The sequence below is a fragment of the Nonomuraea sp. NPDC050643 genome (assembly GCF_040654715.1).
In the GTDB taxonomy this organism is placed as follows: domain Bacteria; phylum Actinomycetota; class Actinomycetes; order Streptosporangiales; family Streptosporangiaceae; genus Nonomuraea.
Genome location: NZ_JBFAIM010000119.1, coordinates 1 through 21,883, shown reverse-complemented (window position 1 = coordinate 21,883; position 21,883 = coordinate 1). Strand labels below are relative to the sequence as shown.

General features: G+C 69.3%; 15 protein-coding genes and 2 pseudogenes. 8 read left to right on the top strand and 9 right to left on the bottom strand.

Features of this window, described 5'->3' with window-relative positions; all coding sequences use genetic code 11:
* Positions 1-309: 309 nt before the first annotated feature.
* Positions 310-1,794: an SMI1/KNR4 family protein gene (locus tag AB0I15_RS64720; RefSeq protein WP_358120129.1), complete on the top strand. Its 1,485-nt coding sequence runs from the start codon at positions 310-312 to the stop codon at positions 1,792-1,794.
* Positions 1,795-2,074: 280 nt separating this feature from the next.
* Here AB0I15_RS64720 and AB0I15_RS64715 read toward each other — a convergent pair whose 3' ends face one another.
* The 4 genes and pseudogenes from AB0I15_RS64715 to AB0I15_RS64700 form a co-directional block, all read right to left on the bottom strand.
* Positions 2,075-3,682 carry a WD40 repeat domain-containing protein gene (locus AB0I15_RS64715; RefSeq protein WP_358120132.1) on the bottom strand — a complete coding sequence of 536 codons (1,608 nt, stop codon included), beginning with the start codon at positions 3,680-3,682 and terminating at the stop codon, positions 2,075-2,077.
* A 9-nt stretch (positions 3,683-3,691) separates the two neighbouring features.
* Positions 3,692-3,862: pseudogene (locus AB0I15_RS64710) on the bottom strand (hypothetical protein); the annotation flags it as partial.
* Positions 3,834-4,880: pseudogene (locus AB0I15_RS64705) on the bottom strand (hypothetical protein); the annotation flags it as partial. The pseudogenes AB0I15_RS64705 and AB0I15_RS64710, both read right to left, overlap by 29 nt.
* Positions 4,881-5,510: 630 nt before the next feature.
* Entirely contained in the window at positions 5,511-6,416 is a 906-nt protein-coding gene (locus tag AB0I15_RS64700; protein WP_358120126.1) for a metallophosphoesterase, read from the bottom strand.
* Between the two features lie 414 nt (positions 6,417-6,830).
* On the opposite strand from AB0I15_RS64700, the gene AB0I15_RS64695 reads away from it, so the two are divergent.
* From AB0I15_RS64695 to AB0I15_RS64685, 3 genes are read left to right on the top strand one after another with little or no spacing between them, the layout of a single operon-like run.
* Positions 6,831-7,955: a serine hydrolase domain-containing protein gene (locus AB0I15_RS64695; RefSeq protein ID WP_358120123.1), complete on the top strand. Its 1,125-nt coding sequence runs from the start codon at positions 6,831-6,833 to the stop codon at positions 7,953-7,955.
* Between the two features lie 55 nt (positions 7,956-8,010).
* Positions 8,011-8,271: a hypothetical protein gene (locus AB0I15_RS64690; RefSeq protein ID WP_358120120.1), complete on the top strand. Its 261-nt coding sequence runs from the start codon at positions 8,011-8,013 to the stop codon at positions 8,269-8,271.
* Positions 8,272-8,324: 53 nt separating this feature from the next.
* Positions 8,325-8,468 (top strand): hypothetical protein, encoded by a 144-nt coding sequence (locus AB0I15_RS64685; RefSeq protein ID WP_358120118.1) that lies wholly within the window; start codon positions 8,325-8,327, stop codon positions 8,466-8,468.
* A gap of 243 nt (positions 8,469-8,711) precedes the next feature.
* Here the strand turns inward: AB0I15_RS64685 and AB0I15_RS64680 are convergent, their stop codons facing one another.
* The 3 genes from AB0I15_RS64680 to AB0I15_RS64670 all read right to left on the bottom strand — a co-directional run bounded on the left by AB0I15_RS64680 (position 8,712) and on the right by AB0I15_RS64670 (position 13,694).
* Positions 8,712-12,455 carry an AAA family ATPase gene (locus AB0I15_RS64680; RefSeq protein WP_358120115.1) on the bottom strand — a complete coding sequence of 1,248 codons (3,744 nt, stop codon included), beginning with the start codon at positions 12,453-12,455 and terminating at the stop codon, positions 8,712-8,714.
* Positions 12,456-12,613: 158 nt separating this feature from the next.
* A complete protein-coding gene (locus AB0I15_RS64675) occupies positions 12,614-12,793 on the bottom strand; it encodes a hypothetical protein (RefSeq protein WP_358120112.1) in 180 nt (59 codons plus the stop codon).
* 307 nt (positions 12,794-13,100) lie between these two features.
* On the bottom strand, positions 13,101-13,694 hold the full coding sequence (locus AB0I15_RS64670; RefSeq protein WP_358120109.1) for a hypothetical protein: 594 nt from the start codon (positions 13,692-13,694) through the stop codon (positions 13,101-13,103).
* Positions 13,695-13,790: 96 nt separating this feature from the next.
* On the opposite strand from AB0I15_RS64670, the gene AB0I15_RS64665 reads away from it, so the two are divergent.
* A complete protein-coding gene (locus tag AB0I15_RS64665; RefSeq protein ID WP_358120106.1) occupies positions 13,791-14,384 on the top strand; it encodes a TetR/AcrR family transcriptional regulator in 594 nt (197 codons plus the stop codon).
* An 82-nt stretch (positions 14,385-14,466) separates the two neighbouring features.
* Here the strand turns inward: AB0I15_RS64665 and AB0I15_RS64660 are convergent, their stop codons facing one another.
* Positions 14,467-17,256 carry a BTAD domain-containing putative transcriptional regulator gene (locus AB0I15_RS64660; protein ID WP_358120103.1) on the bottom strand — a complete coding sequence of 930 codons (2,790 nt, stop codon included), beginning with the start codon at positions 17,254-17,256 and terminating at the stop codon, positions 14,467-14,469.
* Positions 17,257-17,661: 405 nt separating this feature from the next.
* On the opposite strand from AB0I15_RS64660, the gene AB0I15_RS64655 reads away from it, so the two are divergent.
* A complete protein-coding gene (locus AB0I15_RS64655; protein WP_358120101.1) occupies positions 17,662-17,784 on the top strand; it encodes a hypothetical protein in 123 nt (40 codons plus the stop codon).
* An 811-nt stretch (positions 17,785-18,595) separates the two neighbouring features.
* Here AB0I15_RS64655 and AB0I15_RS64650 read toward each other — a convergent pair.
* Positions 18,596-19,501 carry a hypothetical protein gene (locus tag AB0I15_RS64650; protein WP_358120098.1) on the bottom strand — a complete coding sequence of 302 codons (906 nt, stop codon included), beginning with the start codon at positions 19,499-19,501 and terminating at the stop codon, positions 18,596-18,598.
* Positions 19,502-20,056: 555 nt separating this feature from the next.
* Here AB0I15_RS64650 and AB0I15_RS64645 point away from each other — a divergent pair.
* Both AB0I15_RS64645 and AB0I15_RS64640 read left to right on the top strand, forming a co-directional pair.
* Complete coding sequence (locus AB0I15_RS64645; protein ID WP_358120096.1) at positions 20,057-21,100, top strand: cupin domain-containing protein; 1,044 nt, start codon at positions 20,057-20,059, stop codon at positions 21,098-21,100.
* A 9-nt stretch (positions 21,101-21,109) separates the two neighbouring features.
* Positions 21,110-21,883: thiamine pyrophosphate-binding protein (locus tag AB0I15_RS64640; protein ID WP_358120093.1), on the top strand; the 774-nt coding region annotated here is incomplete at its 3' end.

Below are 21,883 nucleotides of genomic sequence, written 5' to 3'. Positions count from 1 at the left end.
GTGCGGTTGCGAGGGTGTCCAGTTCGGTCGTCACAACCCGAGGATGGACATCCTCGCCCTATCTCCGCAGCTACGCCTTGGACTCAATCATCTAGGTAGCGATTCCGTGTCTCGATCTCTCGCCTGGTGTCGGCCGAGCCTTCGAGGTCGGCGTGTGCTCCTCCGGCGCCGTCGCCGTATCCGATCATATGGTGGCCTTCGAGGGTGGCCAGGATGGCGCAAAAGGGCCTGCCAACGGGCGCAATGTCGGTGGCTGCTGTTGCAATGGAGGCCGCACACGACGTGACCCGACCATCGAATGGGAGCCGCATGGCCAGCCTTCACAACCCCGAGATCATCGCGTTGCTGCAGCGTATGGCGCATGGCATGGTCAAGGGGGCGCCACAGGGATGGCAGCGGGCGTCGTTCAGCGCTCACGCCGACAAGCACGGCACGGGCGGTCACGGAGCAGTCAATGTTCTCGCCAACGGCAGGTCGCGCCCCGGATCCATGCGCATGCCCAAGCAGCTACAGCGGGTTTTCGAGCTGGACGACACCGGGGCCGACAAGCTGGCCATCGAGCTGATGGTGCATCCCGACGGCCGGTTCGAGGCGATGACCAGCCGGGCGATCGCGCGGAAGTCGGGCGGGGCACCAGGAGAGGTGAGCCATGTCTACGTCCTGCGCCCCGACATTCGGCCGCCCGATCCCGGTGATTTCCAGGCCGGCCCTGCGGTCCCGACGCAGGCGGGAGATCCGCAGGAGGCGGTGCGGCTGCTGCGGGCATACCTGTGCAAGCGGGCCGAGATTCTCGGACGGGAGCCGGGACGCCTCGAGGACGAGCTGCCGGCCCCCTGGGACGCCCAGACGATCGAAGACCTCGAGGGGGCGCTGCGCGTGCGGCTCCCCGACGACCTGCGGGCCCTGTACGCCGTGGCCGACGGTGACGGCCGCTCACGGCTCTTCGACCGCCACCCCTGGCTGGGCCTGCGCGAATTGGTCGCCTGGCACCACACAGACCCCTGGTGGGCATCGGGCGACACCTGGGAGCATCACACGCTCGGTTCAATCCGGTCCGAGGGCGTGCCACGCGCCGCCGTGCGATCATCGGCTCACCGTCCCGGCTGGATCATCTTCGCGGAGAGCACCGGTGGTGACTTCCTGGCGGTGGACATGGACCCAGCCGAGGGCGGGCGGCCAGGCCAGGTGATCCGGCTCGGGATGCACCACGGCAACGGCCCCGTGTACGTGGCCGACTCGGTGACCGAGTTGCTGCGGCTTCAACTGGCGGCGCTGGAGCGCGGTGACTACACGTGTGATGTCGTCACCGGGGAGCTGTGGATCGAGGCAGGCCTGCCAGAGCGCCACGGCGACGCCGCCGACGGCGCGGACAGCGGAACGGGCGACGTGGGCGCGGCGGCGGAGGCCACCGTGCACCACGTGCTTGCGACCTGCGACGCGGAGCTGGCGCCGCTGGCCGGGCACCCCACGCTCGCAGCCGTGACGGTACGGTCGGCCGAGGCCGTCTCCATGGCCCCGCTGCGGGACTGCCCCCGGTTGTACGGGCTGGATCTGTCCGGGGCCGCGGTGCGCGATCTCGACGTGGTCGCCGAGATACCGGGCCTGCGCTACCTGTCGATGCGCCGGGAGCAATGGCACCAACTCACCGAAAGCGCCGGGCGGCCATCCGACCTGACCGCGGCCGTGCTGGTCGGCGCCGCCTCGCCCGGGGCGCTGGCTGCGTGGGCAGAAGGTCTCGGCGGCAGCGACTATGACATCCGCTTCCACCACGGCCGACTGCCGGAGGACACGTAGGACCTCACGATCAAGGGCCCGCGACCCGGCCGCCTGTAGCGGGCTGGCGGCCATGTCCAGCACAAGAGCGGATGGCATCAGCGGTGGCGGGGTCGCCGGTGCGGCGAGATCGACATGGACGGACATCCAGCGGGGCTTTCCCAGCGGCGACGGCGGACGGAACCCACGCCACCTGATCGAGGAGATCCTGCGTCACTGTTTCGCTCCTGCGCTTGGTCGTCGTGGGGCACCGCGGGCCTTCCGGCCTCCAGCCGGAGGACGAGGCCACCTGCCATCAGTGCTACTGACCGCCGCACGGCGCCTTGTACGGCAGGGAGGACACGTACGTGCTCCAGAGCCGAGGTGTCAGAGTTCGCCCAGTGGCAGCGCATATGCGGGCTATCGACCGCTCGACGTCCAGATCCCATACCTGGATCGTGCTGTCAGTGCCGGCGGTCAGCAGTTGACGGCTGTTCGGGCGGTAGGCGACCCAGCCGATCCCTCCGATGTGGCCGCTCAACGGGCTTCCGATGGGACGAGGCCGGCGGGGGTCGGCGACGTCCCACAGGTGCAGCAGTCCGCCGAAGGTGCCGGACGCCAGCATGCGCCCATCGGAGGAGAAGCCCACGGACCAGACACCGCTCACGTATCCGCCGAGCGCGCGGCTTGTCGGACGTCGCGGGTCGGTGATGTCCCAGAGGCGGGCGATGTTGTCGGCGCCGGCGGTGGCGACAGTGCGTCCGTCAGGCGAGAACGTGACCTGCCAGAGACCGTTCGTGTCCGCCACCTGCGGTTGCGTCAGGGGTACGACACCGGCCGGGTCCGCGACGTCCCAGAGCCGCAGCGTCGTGTCCTCTCCGGCGGTGGCCAGCACGCGTCCGGTGCGGTCGAAGGCCACCGAGTGGACGGCGCCCGCGTGCCCGGTGATCGGCTTTCCGAGTGCTGCCGGGCGGCCGGGGGTGGTGAGATCCCACAAGCGCGCGGTGCTGTCGGCCGAACTGCTCGCGAGCATCCGGCCGTCCGGGCTGAAGCTGATGGAGTAGACGGCGCCCGTGTGCCCGGAAAGAGGCTTGCCGTACGGCACCACGTGGGACACGTCGCGGACGTCCCATAGACGTATGCTGCGATCTTGATGGGCGCTGGCCAGGAGGCGACCGTCTGGGCTGAATTCGACGGCGTTGACGGTGTCGCCTCCGGTATCGAGAGGCTTTCCCACGGCCATCGGGTGAGCGGGATCGCTGAAGGACCACAGGCGAACGAGACCGTTGCCGCCGCCGGAGGCCAGCGTGCGGCCGTCACGCGTGAAGCCGAGCGTGTTCACGCCGGCCGTGTGGCCGATCAACGCCCTTCGCGGAACGTTCCAGACCCGGAAGGTGTCATCGGCGCTGCCGCTCACCAGCGTCGTACCGTCCGCGCTGAACGCGACCGAGCCGACGGAACTTCTGTGGCCGGCCAGCGGCTGGCCCAGCATGGCCGGCTGCGACGGATCTGTCAGGTTCCACAGGCGGATGACGCCCTCGTCTCCGCCGCTGGCCAGGATGCGGCGATCCGGGCTGAAGGCCAGGGTGAAAACGTAGCTCGTGTGACCCGTGAGCGGGCTGCCCACGGGGGTGAGACGCTCGCCGCCGGAGTAGTCCCACAACCGGACGGCCCCATCTTCGCTGCCGCTGGCCAGGAATCGCCCTTCGCGGTCGAAGGCCACCGCGTGCACGGTGTTGTCGGATTTCACCAAGGTCTGTGCCGCTGCGGTGAGGGCGCCGGATCTGCCGATGCGCCACAGGCGGATGGTGCCGTCCCCCGACCCCGTGGCGGCGAGCCGCCCGCCGGGGTCGACGGCCACCGAGGTGACGTAGCCCTTGTGGGCCGGCAGCGGCTTGGCGATCAGCGAAACGTGCGAGGGGTCGCGCACGTTCCATGTCCGGATGCTGCCGTCCTCGAAACCGCCGATCAGGGTGTTGCCATCCGGTGTGAAGGCGATCGATCGGGCACCGTACTCCCGGCAGAGGCAGCGGTTGGCCGAGCGGGATCGCGGCGTCGGGCGAGGTGACGTCCCACAGCCGGATGGTGCCGTCGCCGGTGGCCAGAACACGGCCGTCCGGCCGGAAGGCCAGCGCGCGGACGGCCTCGTCGTGGCCGGTCAGCGGCTTCCCCAGGGCGACGGGACGGCCCGGAACCTCAAGGTTCCACAGCTGAACGGTGCCGTTGAGCTGCCCGCTCGCCAACAGCCGCTCCACGGGGTGGAAGGCCACACTGTGGACCGGGCGGTTCATGCCCACCGCAACGGATAGCGGCACGTTCTGCGTACTGAGCAGCCGAGAGGTGACCTCCGGTGAGGGAGCCATGCGATGGGCGGCCAGGTTGAGCTGAGTGGCCAGGGAGGTGTCGAGGCTGCCCTGCTGGAGGGCTTCGGTGAGAACGCGGTTGCGGATCGCCTGGTCGCGCTGGAGGAGGGCGTCGGTGCTGCGCTGAACCGCGACGACGGCGGCGGCGGAGGCCAGGATGGACAGGGTGACCAGGGCGGCCATCGCCGCCCGGCTTCGCCGGATGGCGCGCCGGTGCTGCCGGTGGGAGTCGTCCAGGAACCGCCGCTCCAATGGGGCGAGCTCGGCTCGATGCTCGGCCGCCCACAGGCGCGCCATCTCGAGGCGTCCGCCGCGATACAGCGACGATGTCTCGCGCTGGTTCCGGTCCCAGACCGTGGCGGCTTCGGTGAGGTCCTGGTGGACGAGGTTGCCGGCCCTGTCCTTGTTGATCCAGCCCTTCAGCCGGGGCCAGGCGGAGAGCAGCGCCTCGTGGGTGATGATGACGCTGTCGCGCTCCTGAGTGAGCAACCGGCCCCGGGTGAAGACCTGCACGACGTCCCGGGCAAGCGCCGTGTCGCTCAGGTCGTGCAGCAACTGGTCCTGAGGCATCCGCCGGCGAACGTCGTCCGCCGACGCGCCGATCTGCACCAGCCGCAGGAACAGGGGCTGGGCCAGTTGCCGGGCCGCCGGAGTGAGATCGGCGAAGAGCCGCTCGGCGGAGGTCGCGATGGCGTTCCTGATTCCACCGGTCGTCAGATATCCATCCACGGTGAGCTGATGGCCGTGCCTTCGCTGCTCCTTCATCGCTTCTCGTGACGGACCGTTACGCAATGACCACCGGTCGGCATGCGACCTCCACCTCCGCGGATCCACCGTCAGCCGCCGGAGTGATGCGCTCCTCCAGGTGGCTCCTGAGCTCGTCCGGCTCGCTCCGGATCGCGCGCGCACCTCCTTCCAGACCATGTCCTCCGCTGCCAGGTCACCGGCCGTGCCCTTCCACTTGCCGGAAAGCCGTTCGGCGGGCTTGGCGGCGTTGGTTCTGGCGATGGCCGACGCGCCGGCCGCGCTGGGTGGGGTTGAGGTCGGCCAATTGCCTGGCCGTCGTCGGCGGGGGCGCCGTTGATGCTGTTCCAGAACTTCAGTCTGCGGTCGAGGTCTCGGGGCCTGGGCGATGGCTTCACCAAGGGGAACGACGTAGCGCATGGCGGTGTGAGGTCCTGGTGACTTCACTAGAAATCTACAACGTAAAGGCGGGCGGTTGATACAAGATCATCTCAAGCGACCAAAGAGGCACGGGCTACGCCCGTACTCATCAACCAAAACAGGGGCCTGTATGGGTAAGTGCCGGTCCAGGCGAGTTGGTCGAGGTCGTAACCCCGGGCCGTGATCATGATGGATACGCGAGGCGTCGACGGCGTAACAGACCGAAGACCGTCACTGGGTGGCGGCGGCGAGCCCGGCGAGGTCGAATGCGTCACCTTTGACCTCGGCCAGCCACTCGTCCTGGATGTACTCGAAGCCGCCGGTCTCGGTGTCCAGCAGGCCGATGCTCCCTGCTGTCACCCGTTGTTCGGGGTTGCCGGACTCCGGCTCCCACCTGGAGAACTTGGGCTGCACCAGCTGAGCGAGCGCGTAGGAGATCGTGCGGCCGTAGCGGCGTGGGCCGTTGGGGTGGTGGTAGTGGCCGCTGACGTGCAGGCGCGGCTGCAGGTGTTCGATGAGCCGGGTCAGCTTCGCTGAGCCCTGCACGTTCCCGCGCCGGTCGAGTGACATTCCGTACGGGCCGTCATGGGTGACCAGGACGTCCACGCCACCCGGTTCGACCGCCATCAGCCGCGCGTAAGCGCTCGCGTCCAGATCCATCTTCCCGACAACCTCGATCAGCCCCAGGAACGCCACCCGCTGCCCAGCGACCTCGACCACGTTTCCGCAGGCGATATGGCGGTAGGCACCGAGCGGATCCACCGGCACGACCTCGGCGGCCGCCGCGTCATGTAACGAGGCCAGCCAGTCGTGATCCTCGTGGTTGCCGCTGACGAACAGTACTGAAGGAACCTGCCCGAGGGCCCGACGCACGCCTTCGGCGAACGACGGCGACGGATCGAGCAGGCGGAAGAAGTCCCCTTGGGCGGGATGGGCCCGCCAGAAGCGGAGACTCGACTCGTCGAACCGCTCCAACGACGGATACGCGCCCAGATCTCCGACCTGGATCACGGCGTCGAGCCGGATCCCGCGACGATGCTGGAGCAGCACCGCGGCACCCAGCGCGTGCAGCACACAACCGTGGGCATCACCCACAAAAGCGATCTTCATCGCTTGTCGACCTTTCGCCAAAGCCATTCGGACATGGCTCGGTGCCGGTCGAGCGGCGCAACGATGCGGTGTCAACCACCGGCCCTGGACCGGTGACTCACATCCCAGCGCTCCACCGCCATCTCGACGACCGAACCGGCTCGAGCTTCGCACCCACGTGGAAGATCGGTCAAGTCGAGCGCTGTGCAGGGGAGGTGGCGGTGACCTCACATCGTGGTGCTTTCCAGAGACGACCATCCCGATCTCGAGGGGCTCGGCGGCGGCGAGTCCAAGACGATGTTGAAGGGCTGCCTGGAAACACGCTGGTCAATGAGGCCGGCGTCGGCGGCGGCTACCTCCGGCGGCGGGCGGTCTCGGCGGTGTCTTGCCCAACGTGACTTTCGTGGCTGAAGGTTGTCCCCGACGACAACGGGCGGGCGGCACACCACCCTCCGTCGGTCGGTGGGGCGGCTCCTCCGCGCGGGCGAGGAAATGATGAGTGAGATACAGGAACAGATTCAGCGTCATATCGATGCGCTGGTCGGAGCCGGCGCGGAGACCGGTGTGCAGGTCGCGGTCTATCAGGATGGCGCGCTGATCGTCGACGCGGTGGCCGGCGTGGCCGACCCGGCCACCGGGCGGCCGGTCACCTCCGGCACGCCGATCTTCAGTTTCTCCACTGGCAAGAACGTGGCGGCCACGCTCGCGCATCTGCTCGTCGCGCGTGGTTTCCTCGATTACGACAGCCCGGTCACGGACCTGTGGCCCGAGTTCGGTGTGCATGGCAAGGCCACGGCGACGCTGCGGCACGTGCTGACCCACACGGTCGGTCTTCCGGCCATGCCGCGCGAGATCACGCCGAGCGAGCTTTCCGACTGGTTCAGGGTATGTGAGTCGCTGGCCGCCGCCGAGCCACGCTGGCGGCCGGGCGCAGCCACGGGCTATCACTCCTACACCTTCGGCTATCTCATCGGTGAGCTGGCCCGCCGCGCGACCGGACGGCCGATGCGCGAGCTGCTGCGTGAGTGGATCAGTGCGCCGCTCGGTATCGAGGGGCAGCTCTCCTTCGCCGCTCCGAAGGAGTCGCTGCCGGAGTTGGCGCGCCTGGAGCAGCATGCGTGGCAATGGCCTGCCGGCCCGGATGGCGGTGATGTGATCTTCGCGCCGTGGGAGAACCGGCCGAGTGCCGATTTCGGCAACAACGGCGAGATCCTGTGCGCCGATATACCGTCGGTGGCCAGCGCCACGGCGCATGGCCTTGCCGCGATGTTCGACGCCGTGCTGCAGGGCAGGCTCGTGGACTCTGCGCGGTTGGCGGAACTGTCCGCGCTCGCGTTCGAGGGTGTGGATCAGGTGTTCGGTACGCCGGCGCGGATGGCGCTGGGCTTCCCGATCGGCAGGATGGGCGCCCCTGCCGAGGAGAACTCCGTGGCATTCGGATGGCCGGGTGGCGGCGGGAGCTACGCCTACGCCGACCCCGCGCGGGGTGTCGCGTTCGCGCTGACGAAGAACCGGCTCGTACCGAACTTCGACACCGCGCTGTCGGTCACCACGATCCTGGCCGACCATCTCGCCGGGACCCGCTGAGCTTTCCCAGCGGATGCGCCGGGGCGGAATTCGCAACGATCACAAGGAGAAGATCATGTCCACTCATACGGCCGGCGACTCGACCGCGCCGCAGACCAGCCTCGGTCTGATCCTCGACCAGGCCATCAGGGAAGCCGTGGCGACCGCGTTCGAACAGGCTTGTGGCTGGCAGCTCACCCGCGAGGACGGAACCTGGTATCAACTGGGCGACGCCGTTCGGACCGGGGATGTTCAGCTCTACCGGGTCCAGCCGGACAAGGGGTTCGCCTTCGCCACTGGTAGCGAGTCATCCCAGACTCGCTACCAGTGGCGCTGAGAGCACAGCACCTGGCTGCTCACGCTCCCGCAGCGCTTCCGCCAGCATTGGCCGTGCTCTTCATCAACACGGTGACGATCACGACCGACCCGTTGCCGGTGGGCCGGCCCGTGCCCGAAGCGGGCGCATGGGAGCACGGCGCTGGGGTCACCCGCTACGTGCGCCGCCGCTATCGGCTGCCCGAGGCCGAGCGATAGGCCCGCATCGCTGTGGGCGACCGGCCTGGCACCATCCGCGGCTTCCGCGGCGCCTACCTGGTGGTGCGCTTCGACGACGACTCCCACCGGCCGCGTCCTGTGCCACCCGACCGCGCACGTCGCCTACACGGCGGACGGGCGCACGCCGTCCCGTTGCTGCTGCCCGCATCTGCCGGACATCCGGCAGCCATCATGGAGGTTACTCACGGCCCCATGGGCGTGCTGCAGGCCCTGCGGGGGCGGTCACCGGGCGGGGGAGCAGGTGTCCTGGTAGGGCAGTTCGCTGAGGTAGCGGAGCCACTGTTCGCGGTCGAGGGGTCCTCCGGCGATGGCGCAGGCTCGTTGCGCCGCGTGGCTTCGGAGATCGTTGAGGCCTGTCAGGTCCCACAGGATGACCTCGATTCCGCTGCCGGTCGCCAGGGACGTGCCGTCCGGGGAGAAGCTCAGGTAGCCGACGTAGGAGTGGCGGCCGACGGTCAGGGGTCGGCCGATGGGGCGGGGCTGGGTCCGATCGGTGAGGTCCCACAGGATGACCGTGTTGTCGTTGCCGCCGGTGGCCAGGGTGTGCCCGTCGGGGGAGAAGGCCAGCGTTCGCACTTTGCCGGTGTGGCCGGTGAGGGGTTGTCCGAGGCGGCGGGGGCGGGTCGGATCTGTGACGTCCCAGAGGATCGCGGTGCTGTCGAGGTCGTTGGCGGTGGCGAGGAGGCGTCCGTTGGCGGAGAAGGCGGGAGTTGCGGTGCCCGTCAGGTCGGTGCCCAGGCGGCGGGGCCGGCCCGGGTCGGTCACGTCCCACATCGTGACCGACACGGCGGACTGGGCGGAGGCGAGTTCGGTGGTGACAGCGATCGTGTGCCCGTCGGCGGAGAATGCCACGGAAGAGGAGATCAGCCCGGTGAGTCGTGCCAATTCGTGCGGTCGGGCGGGTTCGGAGACGTCCCACAGGATCACGGCGTCATGGCTCACGCTGGCCAGGACGGATCCGGTAGGGGAAAAGGCCGTACCACGCAGCAGGGTTCCATGGCCGGTCAGGGACCCGAGGCGACGGGGGGCGCCAGGTGCGGTGACGTCCCAGAGAACGACGGTCTTGTCCAAGATGCTGGTGCTGGCAAGGGTGTGCCCGTCCGGGGAGAACGTCAGCGAGCCGATCGAGCCCTCGCGGTCGGTGCGCAGTCCTCCCAGCCGGGTGGGCCGGACGGGATTGGCGAGGTCCCAGAGGTTGACTTGGTGCTCGGCCCCTGTAGTGCTGGACATGCTGGCGGTGGTGGCGAGGATGCGTCCCGTGGAGGAGAACGCCGCCACGCTGCCCCCCATGAGCGGCTCGCCCTGTTGGCGGAGTCGGCTCGGGTTACGGAGGTCCCATACGATCGCGGAGGCGTCGAGGCTTGCGGTGAGCAGTTTGGTCCCGTCCGGGGCGAAGGCGGCAGCGTGCACCGCGCCATGGTGACCAGTGAGAGACTCGAGGCGGTTGGGCTTGGCCGGGTCGGACAGGTCCCAGAGGATCACCGTCGTGTCTTCGCTGCCGGTGGCCAGGGTGCGCCCGTCCCGGCTGAACGCCACCGACCGCAGTAAGGCCGCGTGGCCGGTCAGCGATTCGCCGAGCCTGCGAGGTTTCGCAGGGTCGCTGACGTCCCACAGGAGTGCGGTGCCATCTGAGCGCCCGGCCGCCAGGACATCGTGGGCGGGTGAGAACGCCATCGAATACATGAATTCCCCCTGGCCGGAGGTATCGGGCGGGCCCTGGAGCGGTCCTCCGACCCGGTGGGGCGACATCGGCCTGCTCACGTCCCATAAAAGGATCTTTTCGTCGAGGTAGCTGCCGACGGCGAGGGTACGGCCGTCGGGGGAGAAGGCCAGCTCGCTGACTGCGCCGTCGAAGCCGGAGGGCATCCGCCGCAGGCGCCGGGGATTCGCCGCTTCGGCGGCATCCCACAGGGTGATCGTGCCGTCTCGGCAGCCGACGGCCAGGGTGCGCCCATCGGGGGAGACGGCGAGGGAGTACACCGTTGCACCCACCCTGTCATCCACCGTCTCGCCCGGCTGACTCTGGAGCGTGCTGAGGGGGCGCGGCTCGCCCGGTCTCGTCACATCCCACAGCAGCACGTCACCGCTGAGAGAGCCGGCGGTCATCAACGTGCGCCCGTCAGGGAAGAAGGCCAGTTCGTTCCCGCGGGCGCCGTTGTCGACGTCTGGAAGCCGCCCCAGAGCGCGGGGCCGGGCCAGGCCGGCGAAGTCCCAGATGATCACCTGGTCGGGGTTACCGGTGGCCGCGATCCGCCCGTCCGGGGAGAAGGCCGCCGACACCACCGCGCTGGTATGACCGGTCAAGGTGCCGCTGTACCGGGTGGTGGTGAGGATGTCGACCAGGCTTGCCTGGGTGGCCGCTCCCGGGGACAGGCGGTCGGCGGCGACCGCGAATCGCAGGGCCGCGCGCGGGTCGCTGTCCCGGGAGGCTGTGGCCAGGGCCATCAGCTGGCGGGCGGTCGCGGCGAGTTGCTGCCTTACGGCGGCACGTTGCAGGTCGAACGCCACCCCCGCCGCGGCCAGCGCGGCCACCAGCAGTACCGCCAGTGCGCCGGCCAGCAGGCGCAGGCGGCGGGTGCGGCGTTTGACGGCGCGTTGCTCGCTCTCCTCAAGACGGATGCCGGCCTGCAGGAACTCCTCGGTCACCGGGTCAAGACCACTGGGGGATGCGCCGCCGGCGACCCAGTTCCGGGCGATGGCCAGCCGGGTGCCGCGATACAGGCCGGAGGGATCTTGGCCATCCCTGCGCCAGTCGGCGGCCGCGTCGATGAGGTGCTGACGGATGAGCAGGCCCGCGCGGTCGGCCTCGATCCATGTCCGCAGGCGGGGCCAGGCCGACAGCAGCGCCTCATGAGTGATCTCTACGGTGTCCTGGGTCTGCATGAGCAGGCGGCCTTGGGTGAAGGCGTCCACGACCGCGGCGGCCGAGCCGGCACCCGTGATGAGGAGATCGGCCCGGGCCACACGGCGCCGGGTGTCTTCGATGCTGTCACCGATGGTGACCAACCGCAGGAACACGATCCGCGCCATCTGCTGATCTTCAGGGTCCAGGCCAGTGAAGATGCGTTCGGCGGTGGTGGCCACGGCTTGCTGGATGCCGCCGGTGACGCGGTAGCCCTCGACTGTCAGGGTGTGGCCGTGCCGCTGCTGCCAGGTGGTACGCAGCGCGTGGGCCAGCAGCGGAAGGCGCCCGGCCGCGTACCCGTCGCCGGTGCCGGTCCCCAGGTTGCTGAGCAGGACTTCGACCAGTCCCGGCTCGACCTCCAATCCGACATCCTGGGCCGGGTACACGATCGCCTCACGCAGTTCGACCTGCGACATCGGCCCGACGAACACCTGGGCGTCCTGCAACGCGGCCCGTAGCCGGGGGTGATCGGCGCAGGGGGTGTAGAAGTCGGAGCGCAAGCCGCACACGACCAGCGCCACCGGCCGGACTCCATCCGGCGCCGGGCCGGCCAGGTGGGAGATCACATCGACGAACCGGCGCCGCTCGCTCGGGTCTGTGCACTGCGTGAACAGCTCTTCGAGCTGGTCGACGATCATGACCAGGCGCGCCCCGCCAGCGTCTTGATCGACGCCTCGATCTCGCAGTACGCGGCGGAGCATCGCCGTGTACTGCCCGGCTCCGGCCGCGATCGCCTCCCTGACCTGGGCCGGCTCGATATCGGCACAGGCCGCCAGGTTCTCCGTCAAGGCCGCCATCGGCTGGGCGGTAGGCGTGAAGAGCAGGCGTGGCCAGTGCCGTGATCCGGGAAGGGCACCGTCTTCCAACGCGGGCATCAATCCCGCCCGCAGCAGTGATGACTTGCCCGCCCCGGAGGGAGCGACCACCATCAATGGGCCGCCGCGTTGTGCGCGCTCATCCAGGCGCGCCGTCAGCTCCGCCAGCAGCCGGTCCCGGCCGAAGAACCAGCGAGCCTGCTCGGGCCCGAACGCGGCCAACCCCGGGTAGGGGCATTCGTCCACGATCTGGTCCGCTTGGGCGCGTCGCCGGCGCCTTACCCCGTCTTGGTAGTAGAAGTGCTGGTCCCGGCCCGCTTGATAAACGCGGCCCGTGCCGGAGGCCTCCGCGTGGAGATGGGGGCGAGCCTGGCCCCCGTCTGCGGGCTGCTCGGGAGGCGGGCTCATTTCTCGGTGCTGTGCTGATCATGGCCCGCCGGGAACACCCGGCCACGCCCGTACGCCGTGGCCGTCACCCGTTCGGGAGGCACCCGCCGCCACAACGCCGGCGCCGCCGTGCGGGGCTGCGGCCGGTCTTCGGTCGTCACCTTCGCGGTTGCCGCAGCTGACACCAGCGGATCCATCCCGCCCTCCCCAAACGCACGAATCCGACCGCCGAAAGCCACCGTAGCCACCAGTTCCAGCGCTGTGTAGACAGAAGAATGCAACACGTGCATATCGGTGGGCCGACCGTGAACGCCTGGCACGTGTAGGGTCCGCAGATCTGTGCTCGAGTGAAGCTCCAGAGCAAGCCTGAGGAATTTCGGGGCTGGCGCCCATCGCCTGCGCGGTGGCAGCTGAGACATCTGGTGGGTCTGGACAAGCCTGGCTGCTTGGCCGGTGTCCGGCAGCGGCCTGCCTCGGCCGGGCAGGTCAAGGCGGTCGACCAGATCAGCAGTTCGCCTGGTGGAAGGCGTTGTAGAGGGCGTTGCCCGGGATGCACGCCGGTGCCCCCGGGGTGCTCTGGTCGATCGGGTGGGTGAACCACCAGGTCATGCCGAGGGCGAGGAGCACGGCGGAGAGGGTGATGGCCGCGGTCGCCGGGCGGTTCTGGCGCCAGGCCGGTCCCGACAGCGCGACGGCGGTCATGATCAGGGCCACTGCGGCGACGGCTCCGGCGGCGATCTCCAGCAGGCTGCCGACGTCGGACGGTGGCTCGCCGATGGTGAGGGTGTTGGACAGGATCTCCCCGGCCAGGTAGACCCACTCGGTGGTGATCAGCAGGGCGACGACGGCGGTGCGCAGCCGGGTGGCGGGCACCTGTGGCCACAGGGCGATCAGGGCCGCCATCGCCCCGAGCGTGACCAGCAGGGTCGAGCCGGCGAGCATCGGGTCCAGCCAGTCGGTGATCGGCATGCGCCCGTCCCGGGCCCTGACCGCGGTGAAGCCGAGCCAGGCCGCGGCGAAGACCAGGCCCAGGATGAGGGAGTATCCGAGCACGCGCGGTGGCCGCGCGGGAGTACTGACGATGGGGGGAACGCTCACAAGCCCTCCAGCAATAGTGAGGTGCGCGCGCACCTGATTTTCCGGATGCTACTGTGGTGCGCGCTCACCTCACTTGTCAATTCGGGGAGATCACCAATGGCTCCACCCGCACGCCAGCGCATCCTCGACGCCGCCGCCCGGCTGCTGCGCGAACGCGGCCTGGCCAGGCTCACCACCCGCGAGATCGCCCAGGCCGCGGACGCCGCCGAGGGCAGCATCGCCAAGAACTTCGGCGGCAAGATCGGCCTGCTGATCGCGCTGCTGTCGCAGGAACTGCCGGAGCTGCGGGCCTGGCAGAAGGCCGCCACCCCACCCGGGCAACGGCCGATGCGCACCGTGCTCGTCGATCTGCTGGAGCGCGGCATCGCCTTCTACACGGCGTCGCTGCCGCTGGTGGCCGGGGCCGCCGCCGACCAGGACCTGTTCGCCGCCTACCAGGCGACCAACCGCAAGCACGGCACCGGCCCTCACCTGGCGCTGGACCAGATGGCCCGCTATCTGGCCGAGTGCCAAGAGGCCGGTGAGCTGCCGCGCGGCGCGGAGCCGTACACGCTCGCCCTCACCCTGTGCGGCACCGCGCAGTTCGAGGCGTACACCGAATACGTCTCAGGCCCCGGCACCCTGCCGGGCGAGCGCGCCGACCGCCTGGCCGCCGCAGCCGACCTGATCCTCGGCCGGCCGAAAGCCTGACCGGTCAGACCGCCGCCGCCGTCACGAAACCACCGCCCGACGCTGCCACCACCAGCGCAGACCCAACCATGATCGCGAAATGTCACTGGCGTGCCAAGGCGTCGAGTCTGGCCTGGATGTGCTTGACTTTCGCGGTGCGGCGCTGGGCTTGGTAGATGGCGAGTGCCTGGCTCCAGGCTTGGGCGGCCTCGGCGTGCCGGCCGAGGACGTGGTAGCTGTCGGCGAGGTGGGAGAGAATTTCGGCCTCGTGGTTGGCATTACCGGTTTCGCGCCACAACGTGATGGCGCGGTGGTAGCAATCGAGGGCTTGGGCGTGATGGCCGGTGTGGTGGGCGATGTAGCCCAGGCTGTCGAGCGTGGCCGCCTCGCCGGGTCGGTCGCCGTGACGGCGGTGCAGGGCCAGCGCCTGCTCGCAATGCCGCTGAGCGGTGGCGAAATCGGCCAGCAACGCGTGGCCCCAGCCCAGGGAATTGAGCACGTGGGCTTCTCCCACGGCATCACCGACGGCCCTGTACAGCCGCAGCGCGTGTTCCACATGGACCAGTGCCTGCTCATGATCACCCCGCTGCCCGCAGGCCAGAGCGAGCGTATGGCGAACATAAGCCTGACCGGCGTCGTCTCCGGATTTTTCATACAGAGCCAATGCCTCGGTGAAATGAGGCAGGGATTGTGCATGGTGCCCTGCCCGGGCGTATGCGCGGCCGAGTAGCCGGTGGACCAGAGCACGGACGGCTGGGTCGTTCTGGTGTTCTACGGCGCTGGAGGCCACGCGCCATACCGCAACGCAACTCTGAAGCAGGTTGTGACTCATGTGGAAGGTGTCGAGTGTCCAGGCCAGTTGCCAGGCGGCGATGGACAACCCGTGTTCGGCGGCCAGCCGTTGGGCGGGGAGGAGGCAGGGGTGCTCGGCGCCGAACCAGTCCTGTGCGGCTGCCGCGTCCGCCAAGGGGTGTGGAAGGCAGCCGGGAGTCGGGGCGTCCAGTTCGATGGCGCCTCGGCGCTGGGGGGAGAGCAGGCGGTCGGCGGCGTACGACGTGTGCAGGTAGAAGTCCACCAGACGGCGCACGGCGGCGGCACGGCCCTGTGCCCTCAGGTCGATGCCTGCGCGTTCGATGGCGTAGAGGCGGACGAGGTCGTGCATCCGGTAGCGGCCGGGGAGGTGCTGGTGCAGCAGGTGGGCGGTTTCCAGGGTGCGCAGCAGCGTGCGGGTGTGGGCGACCGGGTGGCCGATGAGGTTGGCGGCGGCGGACAGGCTGATGTCCGGGCCCGGCGCCAGGCCCAGGCAGGCGAAGGTCTCGGCTGCCTGAGGGGCCAGCACGTGATACGAGGAGCCGACGACCTCGCGTAGGTCGGTGCTGAGCTCTTCGGTCTGCAGGGCGTCCAACCGGGTGGTGTCCGCCTGGAGTTCGTCGGCCAGCGCGGCGAGGGGGAGGTCGGCGTTGAAGATGGCTCGTGCGGCGACGATGCCCAGGGCCAGCGGCAGCCCGGCGCACGTCCTGATGATGTCCTTCGTCGCCTCGTGTTCGGCTGCTACCCGGTCGTGTCCCAGGCGGCGTTCCAGCAGTTGGCCGGCTTGAGCGTCGGAGAGCGGCCTCAGCCGCACCAGGTGGGCGCCGCCGGTCGCGATCAGGCCGGTGAGCGCGGTTCTGCTGGTCACCAGGGTCAGGCTCTCCGGTGATGGGGACAACAGCGGGCGCACCTGATCCGGTTCGCGGGCGTTGTCCAGGAGGACGAGCACCCGCCGGCCGGTGAGCAAAGTCCGATAGAGCCCGATCTGCTCGTCGAAGCTGGCGGGAATCCGGGGGTGGGATGGCTGGAGGAGCCCCAGCAGGATCCGCACCGCTTCCGTCGCGGGCATGGACACCGCTGCGGGGCTGAACCCCCGCAGGTCTATGCATAACTGGCCATCGGGAAACCGGTCGCGCACCCGGTGGGCCCAGTGCACGGCGAGTGAAGTCTTGCCGACCCCGCCTGTGCCACTGATCACGCACGTCGTGGCGGTGTGCGACGGCTCCTCATCCGCGATGGGAAGATACCCGTCCAGTGTGGCCAGCTCGGCGTCTCTGCCGCTGAAGTGTTCGATGTCTGCTGGGAGCTGGCAGATCGGTGTCCACGGGGCCGGCTCGCTCCCTGGCATGGTGCCGGCCAGGATGGCGGCCTGGAGCCGTTGGAGGTCTTCGCCAGGTTCGATGCCCAGCTTGTCGATGAGCGCCGCTCGGGCGTGCTGGAAGGTTTCGAGGGCTTTGTCGCGCTGCCCCGCCTGTGCGTGCGCGAGCATGAGCGAGTGCCAGGCGCGTTCGTGCAGCGGCTGTCCGGCGACGAGAAGGCGGAGCTCGTCGATGACTTCCGCGGGTTGGCCGAGGGCGAGCTTCGCTTCGGCCCAGTCCAGTCGCGCTGTGGCCTGCCGTTCCTGCAGTTCGGTCAGGCGGGCGAGCATGGGGCCGGCGAGCCGGGTGCCTGCGGCCGGTTTTCCCCGCCACATGGACAACGCTCTTTCGTACTGACGGATGGCGGCACGGAGGTCGCCTTCCTCGGTCGCGCTCCGGGCCAGCCGGATCGCCTGCTCGAACTGCAGGAGATCCACCTCCTCGACGGCTGTCTCGAGGAGGTATCCCGTTTCCTCGGTGAGCAGCCGCGCGGTCGGCGGCAACGCCCGGCGCAGCCCGCCAATGTAGGTGAGCAGGTTGGGCAGAGCCGAAGCGGGAGGATCCTCCCACAGCGCGGCAACCAACCGCTCCCTGGAAACCGGTGTGTTGACATTGACCAGCAGCGTGGCGAGCACGGCACGCTGCTTGCCGGTCAGATGAACCTGCCGGCCATCAGGCAGGCACACCTGAACCGGGCCCAAGACATAGAAAGTCGCATCGACCAAGCCCTGCTCCTCGCCTGTGGTTGTCGTGTCGCAGCACCCAGCCCGGCGTCGGCTTCGCCATGCCCAACGACGCGAACTCGATCCTCGACCAGCAGTCGGACACCAGCCGGGCCTTCCCGGGCATCCGCTTCGCAGCTTTCGAACCAGCACGAACCCGGTTCGGAAACCCCTCAAAAAACAAGATCCCACCTGATCGCGGCGATCAAACGGGATCCCGTCAACTTCGGTCCAGCCGTTTCGACAACCGGCCCGAGCACACGCCTATGCCATTCATATGGCCGATCTATAGCTGCCGCTGTAATCGTATGACGCACAAGGCAGGCGCCGTCACTTCACGTGCACGAAGTGGAGGGCGGCCAGGGTCCTGCCGCCGACCCCCTCAAGCGTCAAGAAAGAGGACGTGGAATGCTGCACAAGCGTGTACTGGCTCTGGCCGTGCTCATCGCCGCGACGGCCGCCACCATGGGCCTGACCGCGACACCGGCCAGCGCCGACTGCATCTGGATCAGCCCTCATTCGACCTACTGAGTTCGAGCGCCGGACGAGGGTGAGGCCGCCAGAACACCGCGTCCCACACCGTCGCAAGACAACCCGCCCAGAGTCTTCGACGTAGCCAGCGGTGATGCCGTGGGCCGGGTTGGCGTACAGACGCAGGTAGCGGTCGTTTGAACGGCCGAGACGGCGTTCGAGTTCGGCACGGTTGTGGCCGGGGGCCTTCATCGTGCGCCGGTTCCGGCGGGTGAACACCGCAGGCGAGGCGACGTTCGCCAGGTAGGTGGCCGACGTTCCCTGCCCGCACGCCCGATACACGCCGGTGCTGCGCACGATGAACGGCCTCGATCGCCTCGACCATCGCCAAGTTCGATCGTCGTTGTCCTTCCATTGTGAGTGCCTCGTGGGTAGACATCTGCGCTGATTCCACAGGCGGGGAGCGGGGCTTTGGCCGATACCTCTTGGGCCCGGTTCCGACGACACTCTGGAGGAGGCCAACATCCTCAATTGAGTGAGCTGGAGCCATGCGGTCTGTTCTCCAACTCCTACCGCGTTGACCCGAGCTTGGTGGGGCGGAAGATCGAGCTGAGCATGCTGGAGGTCCGCTTCCGGGGCGAGCCGATGGGCATCGCCGTCCCGCAGGTGATCGGCCGGCACACGCATCCCAAGGCCAAGCCCGAACAACCCGCTGCCGCCGCGACGGAGCGGGGCACCGGGATCGACTACCTGCGCCTGCTGGATGACAGCCACACCGCCGCTCTGGGCACACGCATCCACTACGCCGCCCTGACCAGCAGTGACACCGACCGGCAAGGTGAACATGAAATGGCCGCGCCGGTCGTCCGGGTCAGCACCCGTCGATCCGCGCTCCGGGGACGGCGGTGGCAGGGGCCGCGGGCAGGCCGGGCTGGGCCCAGAGCAGGTAGGAGACGGCACCGGCGTCCGCGGTGCTGCCGATCCAGAAGACGCCGGTCTGCTTCGGGACGGCGAGGCCGTAGTGCCCGGCGTTGGTCCTGACGCACCAGGAGCGGTCCTGGGTTCCTGGCTGCCAGCCCTGGAACTTGCTCGTCCAGGCCGTGGCGGGCATGGACATGCAGGCGTGCAGCGTCGGCCGGCCGGTCCCGGCGAACCGCGCGGCCGTCGCCCCGTTGATCAGCTTCGGACCTACGTCGAAGCCGAACGTCTCGACCCGGATGTCCGCCGCGCGCGCCCCGGGCGAGTCGTCCGGGGAGGTGCGGCCGGTGTCGAGGTCGAGGGAGCCGTCCAGGTCTCCGGGAACGGTGCCGCGCACCGCGACCTCGTCGCCGTTCCCGGCGTCGGTGACGGTGACCTCCGCCGCGGTGCCGCGCGGAATGATCACCTTGATCTGCCGCTCCTTGACGTAGAGGTCCACGTGCTTGAGCTGCGCGCCGTTCACGCTCACCTTGAGCTCGTGATCGGTGCCGAGCTCGAACACGCTCGTCCGCTGCTGCCCGTGGAGCGTCTGCTCGATCAGCAGCCACGTCTTGTCCTTCGGCACCGCGTGCTCGATGAGGTATCGCGCCAGGGCGTCCGCCGCGAACAGGCCGAGACTGGCCGCGATCCCCGGGATCGCCTTCGGCACCACCTCGGGCATGACGGCGAGGACGACGGGCGAATAGGCCTCGTAGACGTCGGCGATCGCCTTCGGGGCGCAGTCGCTCTGGTCGCAGCCCGAGATCAGGCCGCCGATCAGGACGCAGGTGACGGCTACGGATGCTGTGTGTCGAGACATGGTTCGTCCCCCGCCGGTCGCGTCGCCCTGCTCCAGGATCGGCCTGCGGCCGCGCCCTGGCAAGAGCAGGGCCGCTCCGCTACCAAGGAGGCATGAGCGCGGACGCTGTCGCGCGAACAGCTCGACGCCCTCGACGCCCTCGACGCGGGCTCCGCCGCCTTCGCCGAGCTGCAGTGCCTCGACCGTCGGCCGCGCGGGGCGTGGCCTGGGCCGGCCCGCGGGCGATGCCGGCCGGCTTGAACGTGGCGGGCACAGTCAGGTCAACGTGTTGTCCGATCTGATCTGCGCGAACTCCGGTTCGGCAACGGGCCGACACTCTGGGCCAAGTCGTGGAACGCGCCTTCGGGATCGGTTAGGATGCCTTCCGCGCCTGAGCAGATCCTCTCGCTTTGACCTGCGGCAAAAGCCGAGAACTCCAGATGACCATCGCGGCGTGCGCCGGCCCGTGGCCCGGGCGACACGCCGCGGCGCAATCCGCTGCGGCGGAGACCTACTGCTTAACCTGGGGAAACGGGGAGCACGACCGCGCCGGGCCGCGGCGACGAAGGGGATGTCATGACCAGTACCTCGCCACACATCACTTCCCTGGCGACCGCGCGGCCCGCGTTCGAGAACGAGCTCGGCTCGGTCACGGTGGTGGACGCCGGCGTGCTGCCGATCCTCAACCGGCTCTCGATCAAGCGCGTCGTCCTCGAACCCGGCGCGATGCGCGAGCCGCAGTGGAACGTCAACGCCAACCAGCTCGGCTACTGCGTTTCCGGCACGGCCCTGGTGTCGATCCTCGGCAACGCCGACGACTTCGCCTCGTTCGTCGTCCGGGCCGGCCAGATGTACCACGTCGAGTCCGGCGCCGTCTACCACATCGAGAACATCGGCACCGAGCGTGTCGAGTTCGTGCTCGCGCTCCGCAACGAGCGCCCGCGGCACTTCTCGATGCGCGCGAGCTTCGAGGCCATGACCGACGCGGTGCTCGGCAACACCTATGACCTGCCCGCGTCGGCGTTCGCCGCGTTCGAGCGGTCCCCGGCCCAGCAGATCGTCCGCCGCGCGGGTGCGGCCGACGTGCCGTCCACGGCCGGACTGCCCAACGCCCGCATGTTCGACGTCGAGGGCCAGCACGCGCCGCTGTCCTACGCGTACGGCGACGCCCGCCTGGCCCGCAAGCAGTTCTGGGCCGCCCTGGACGACATCTCGATGTACTCCCTGCGCATCAGGGAGAGCGGGATGCGCGAACCGCACTGGCATCCGATCACCGCCGAGATGGGATACGTCGAGAAGGGCCACGCCCGCATGCGGGTCCTGGACCCCGACAACACCCTTGACGAATACCTGCTCGGCCCCGGCGACGTGTACTTCGTGCCCCGGGCCTTCCCGCACCACATCGAGGTCATCGGCGACGAGGACATCCACTTCCTGATCTTCTTCGACCAGCCGACGCCCGGCGACATCGGCTACCGGGCCACCGCGTCGGCGTTCTCCCGCGAGGTCCTGGCGTCGAGTTTCGCCGTCCCCGAGCGCGACCTTCCGCAGTTCCCCTTCACACCGGTCGACCCGCTCATCGTCGCGAAAGCCAATCCCAGCGACCCGGTCCGTTCGTAGGGGCGGCTCGTGTCCACCGTCAGCGACGCCTTCTCCCGGGTCCTGCGCCATCACGGGGTCCGGGCGGTGTTCGGCAACCCGGGATCCAACGAGCTGTCCTTCCTGACCGGGCTGCCGCAGGACATCCCGTACCATCTGGCTCTGCAGGAGGGCGCCGCCATCGCGATGGCCGACGGCTTCGCCCAGGCGTCGGGCACGACCGGCTTCCTCAACCTGCACGCCGCCTCCGGCACCGGGAACGCCATGGGCTGCCTGACCAACACGGCGAGCTGCCACACCCCGATGGTCGTCCTGGCCGGTCAGCAGGCCCGGCGCTACGTGCCCGTGGGCGCCCTGCTCACCAACGTCGACCCGACCAAGCTCTGCGACCCGCTGGTGAAGTGGTCCGGCGAGCCGCTGCGCCCGCAGGTCGGGCCGGCACTGCTCTCCAAGGGACTCCTGCTCTGCGAAGCGGCGCCGCGCGGCGTGGTCTACCTGTCGGTCCCGCTGGACGACTGGGACGAGCCGTCGGCGCGGTCGCCGGGGTGCTCGCGGGCCACGACGTCGTCCTCTGGCTCGGGGCGCCGGTCTTCCGCTACCACGCGCCCAGCGACAGCGACTTCCTGCGCCCGGGAGTCAGCCTGTACGCGGTCACCGACGATCCCGACGAGGCCGCGCGCGCCCCGTTCGGCAGCATCGCCGTCGGCGACCCGTCCGACGCCCTGGCCCGCCTCGCCGGCGCGGTATGAGATGTGCCCGCTAGGCCATCAGCCGGGCGGGCATATCGGAACCGTGCGTACCGAA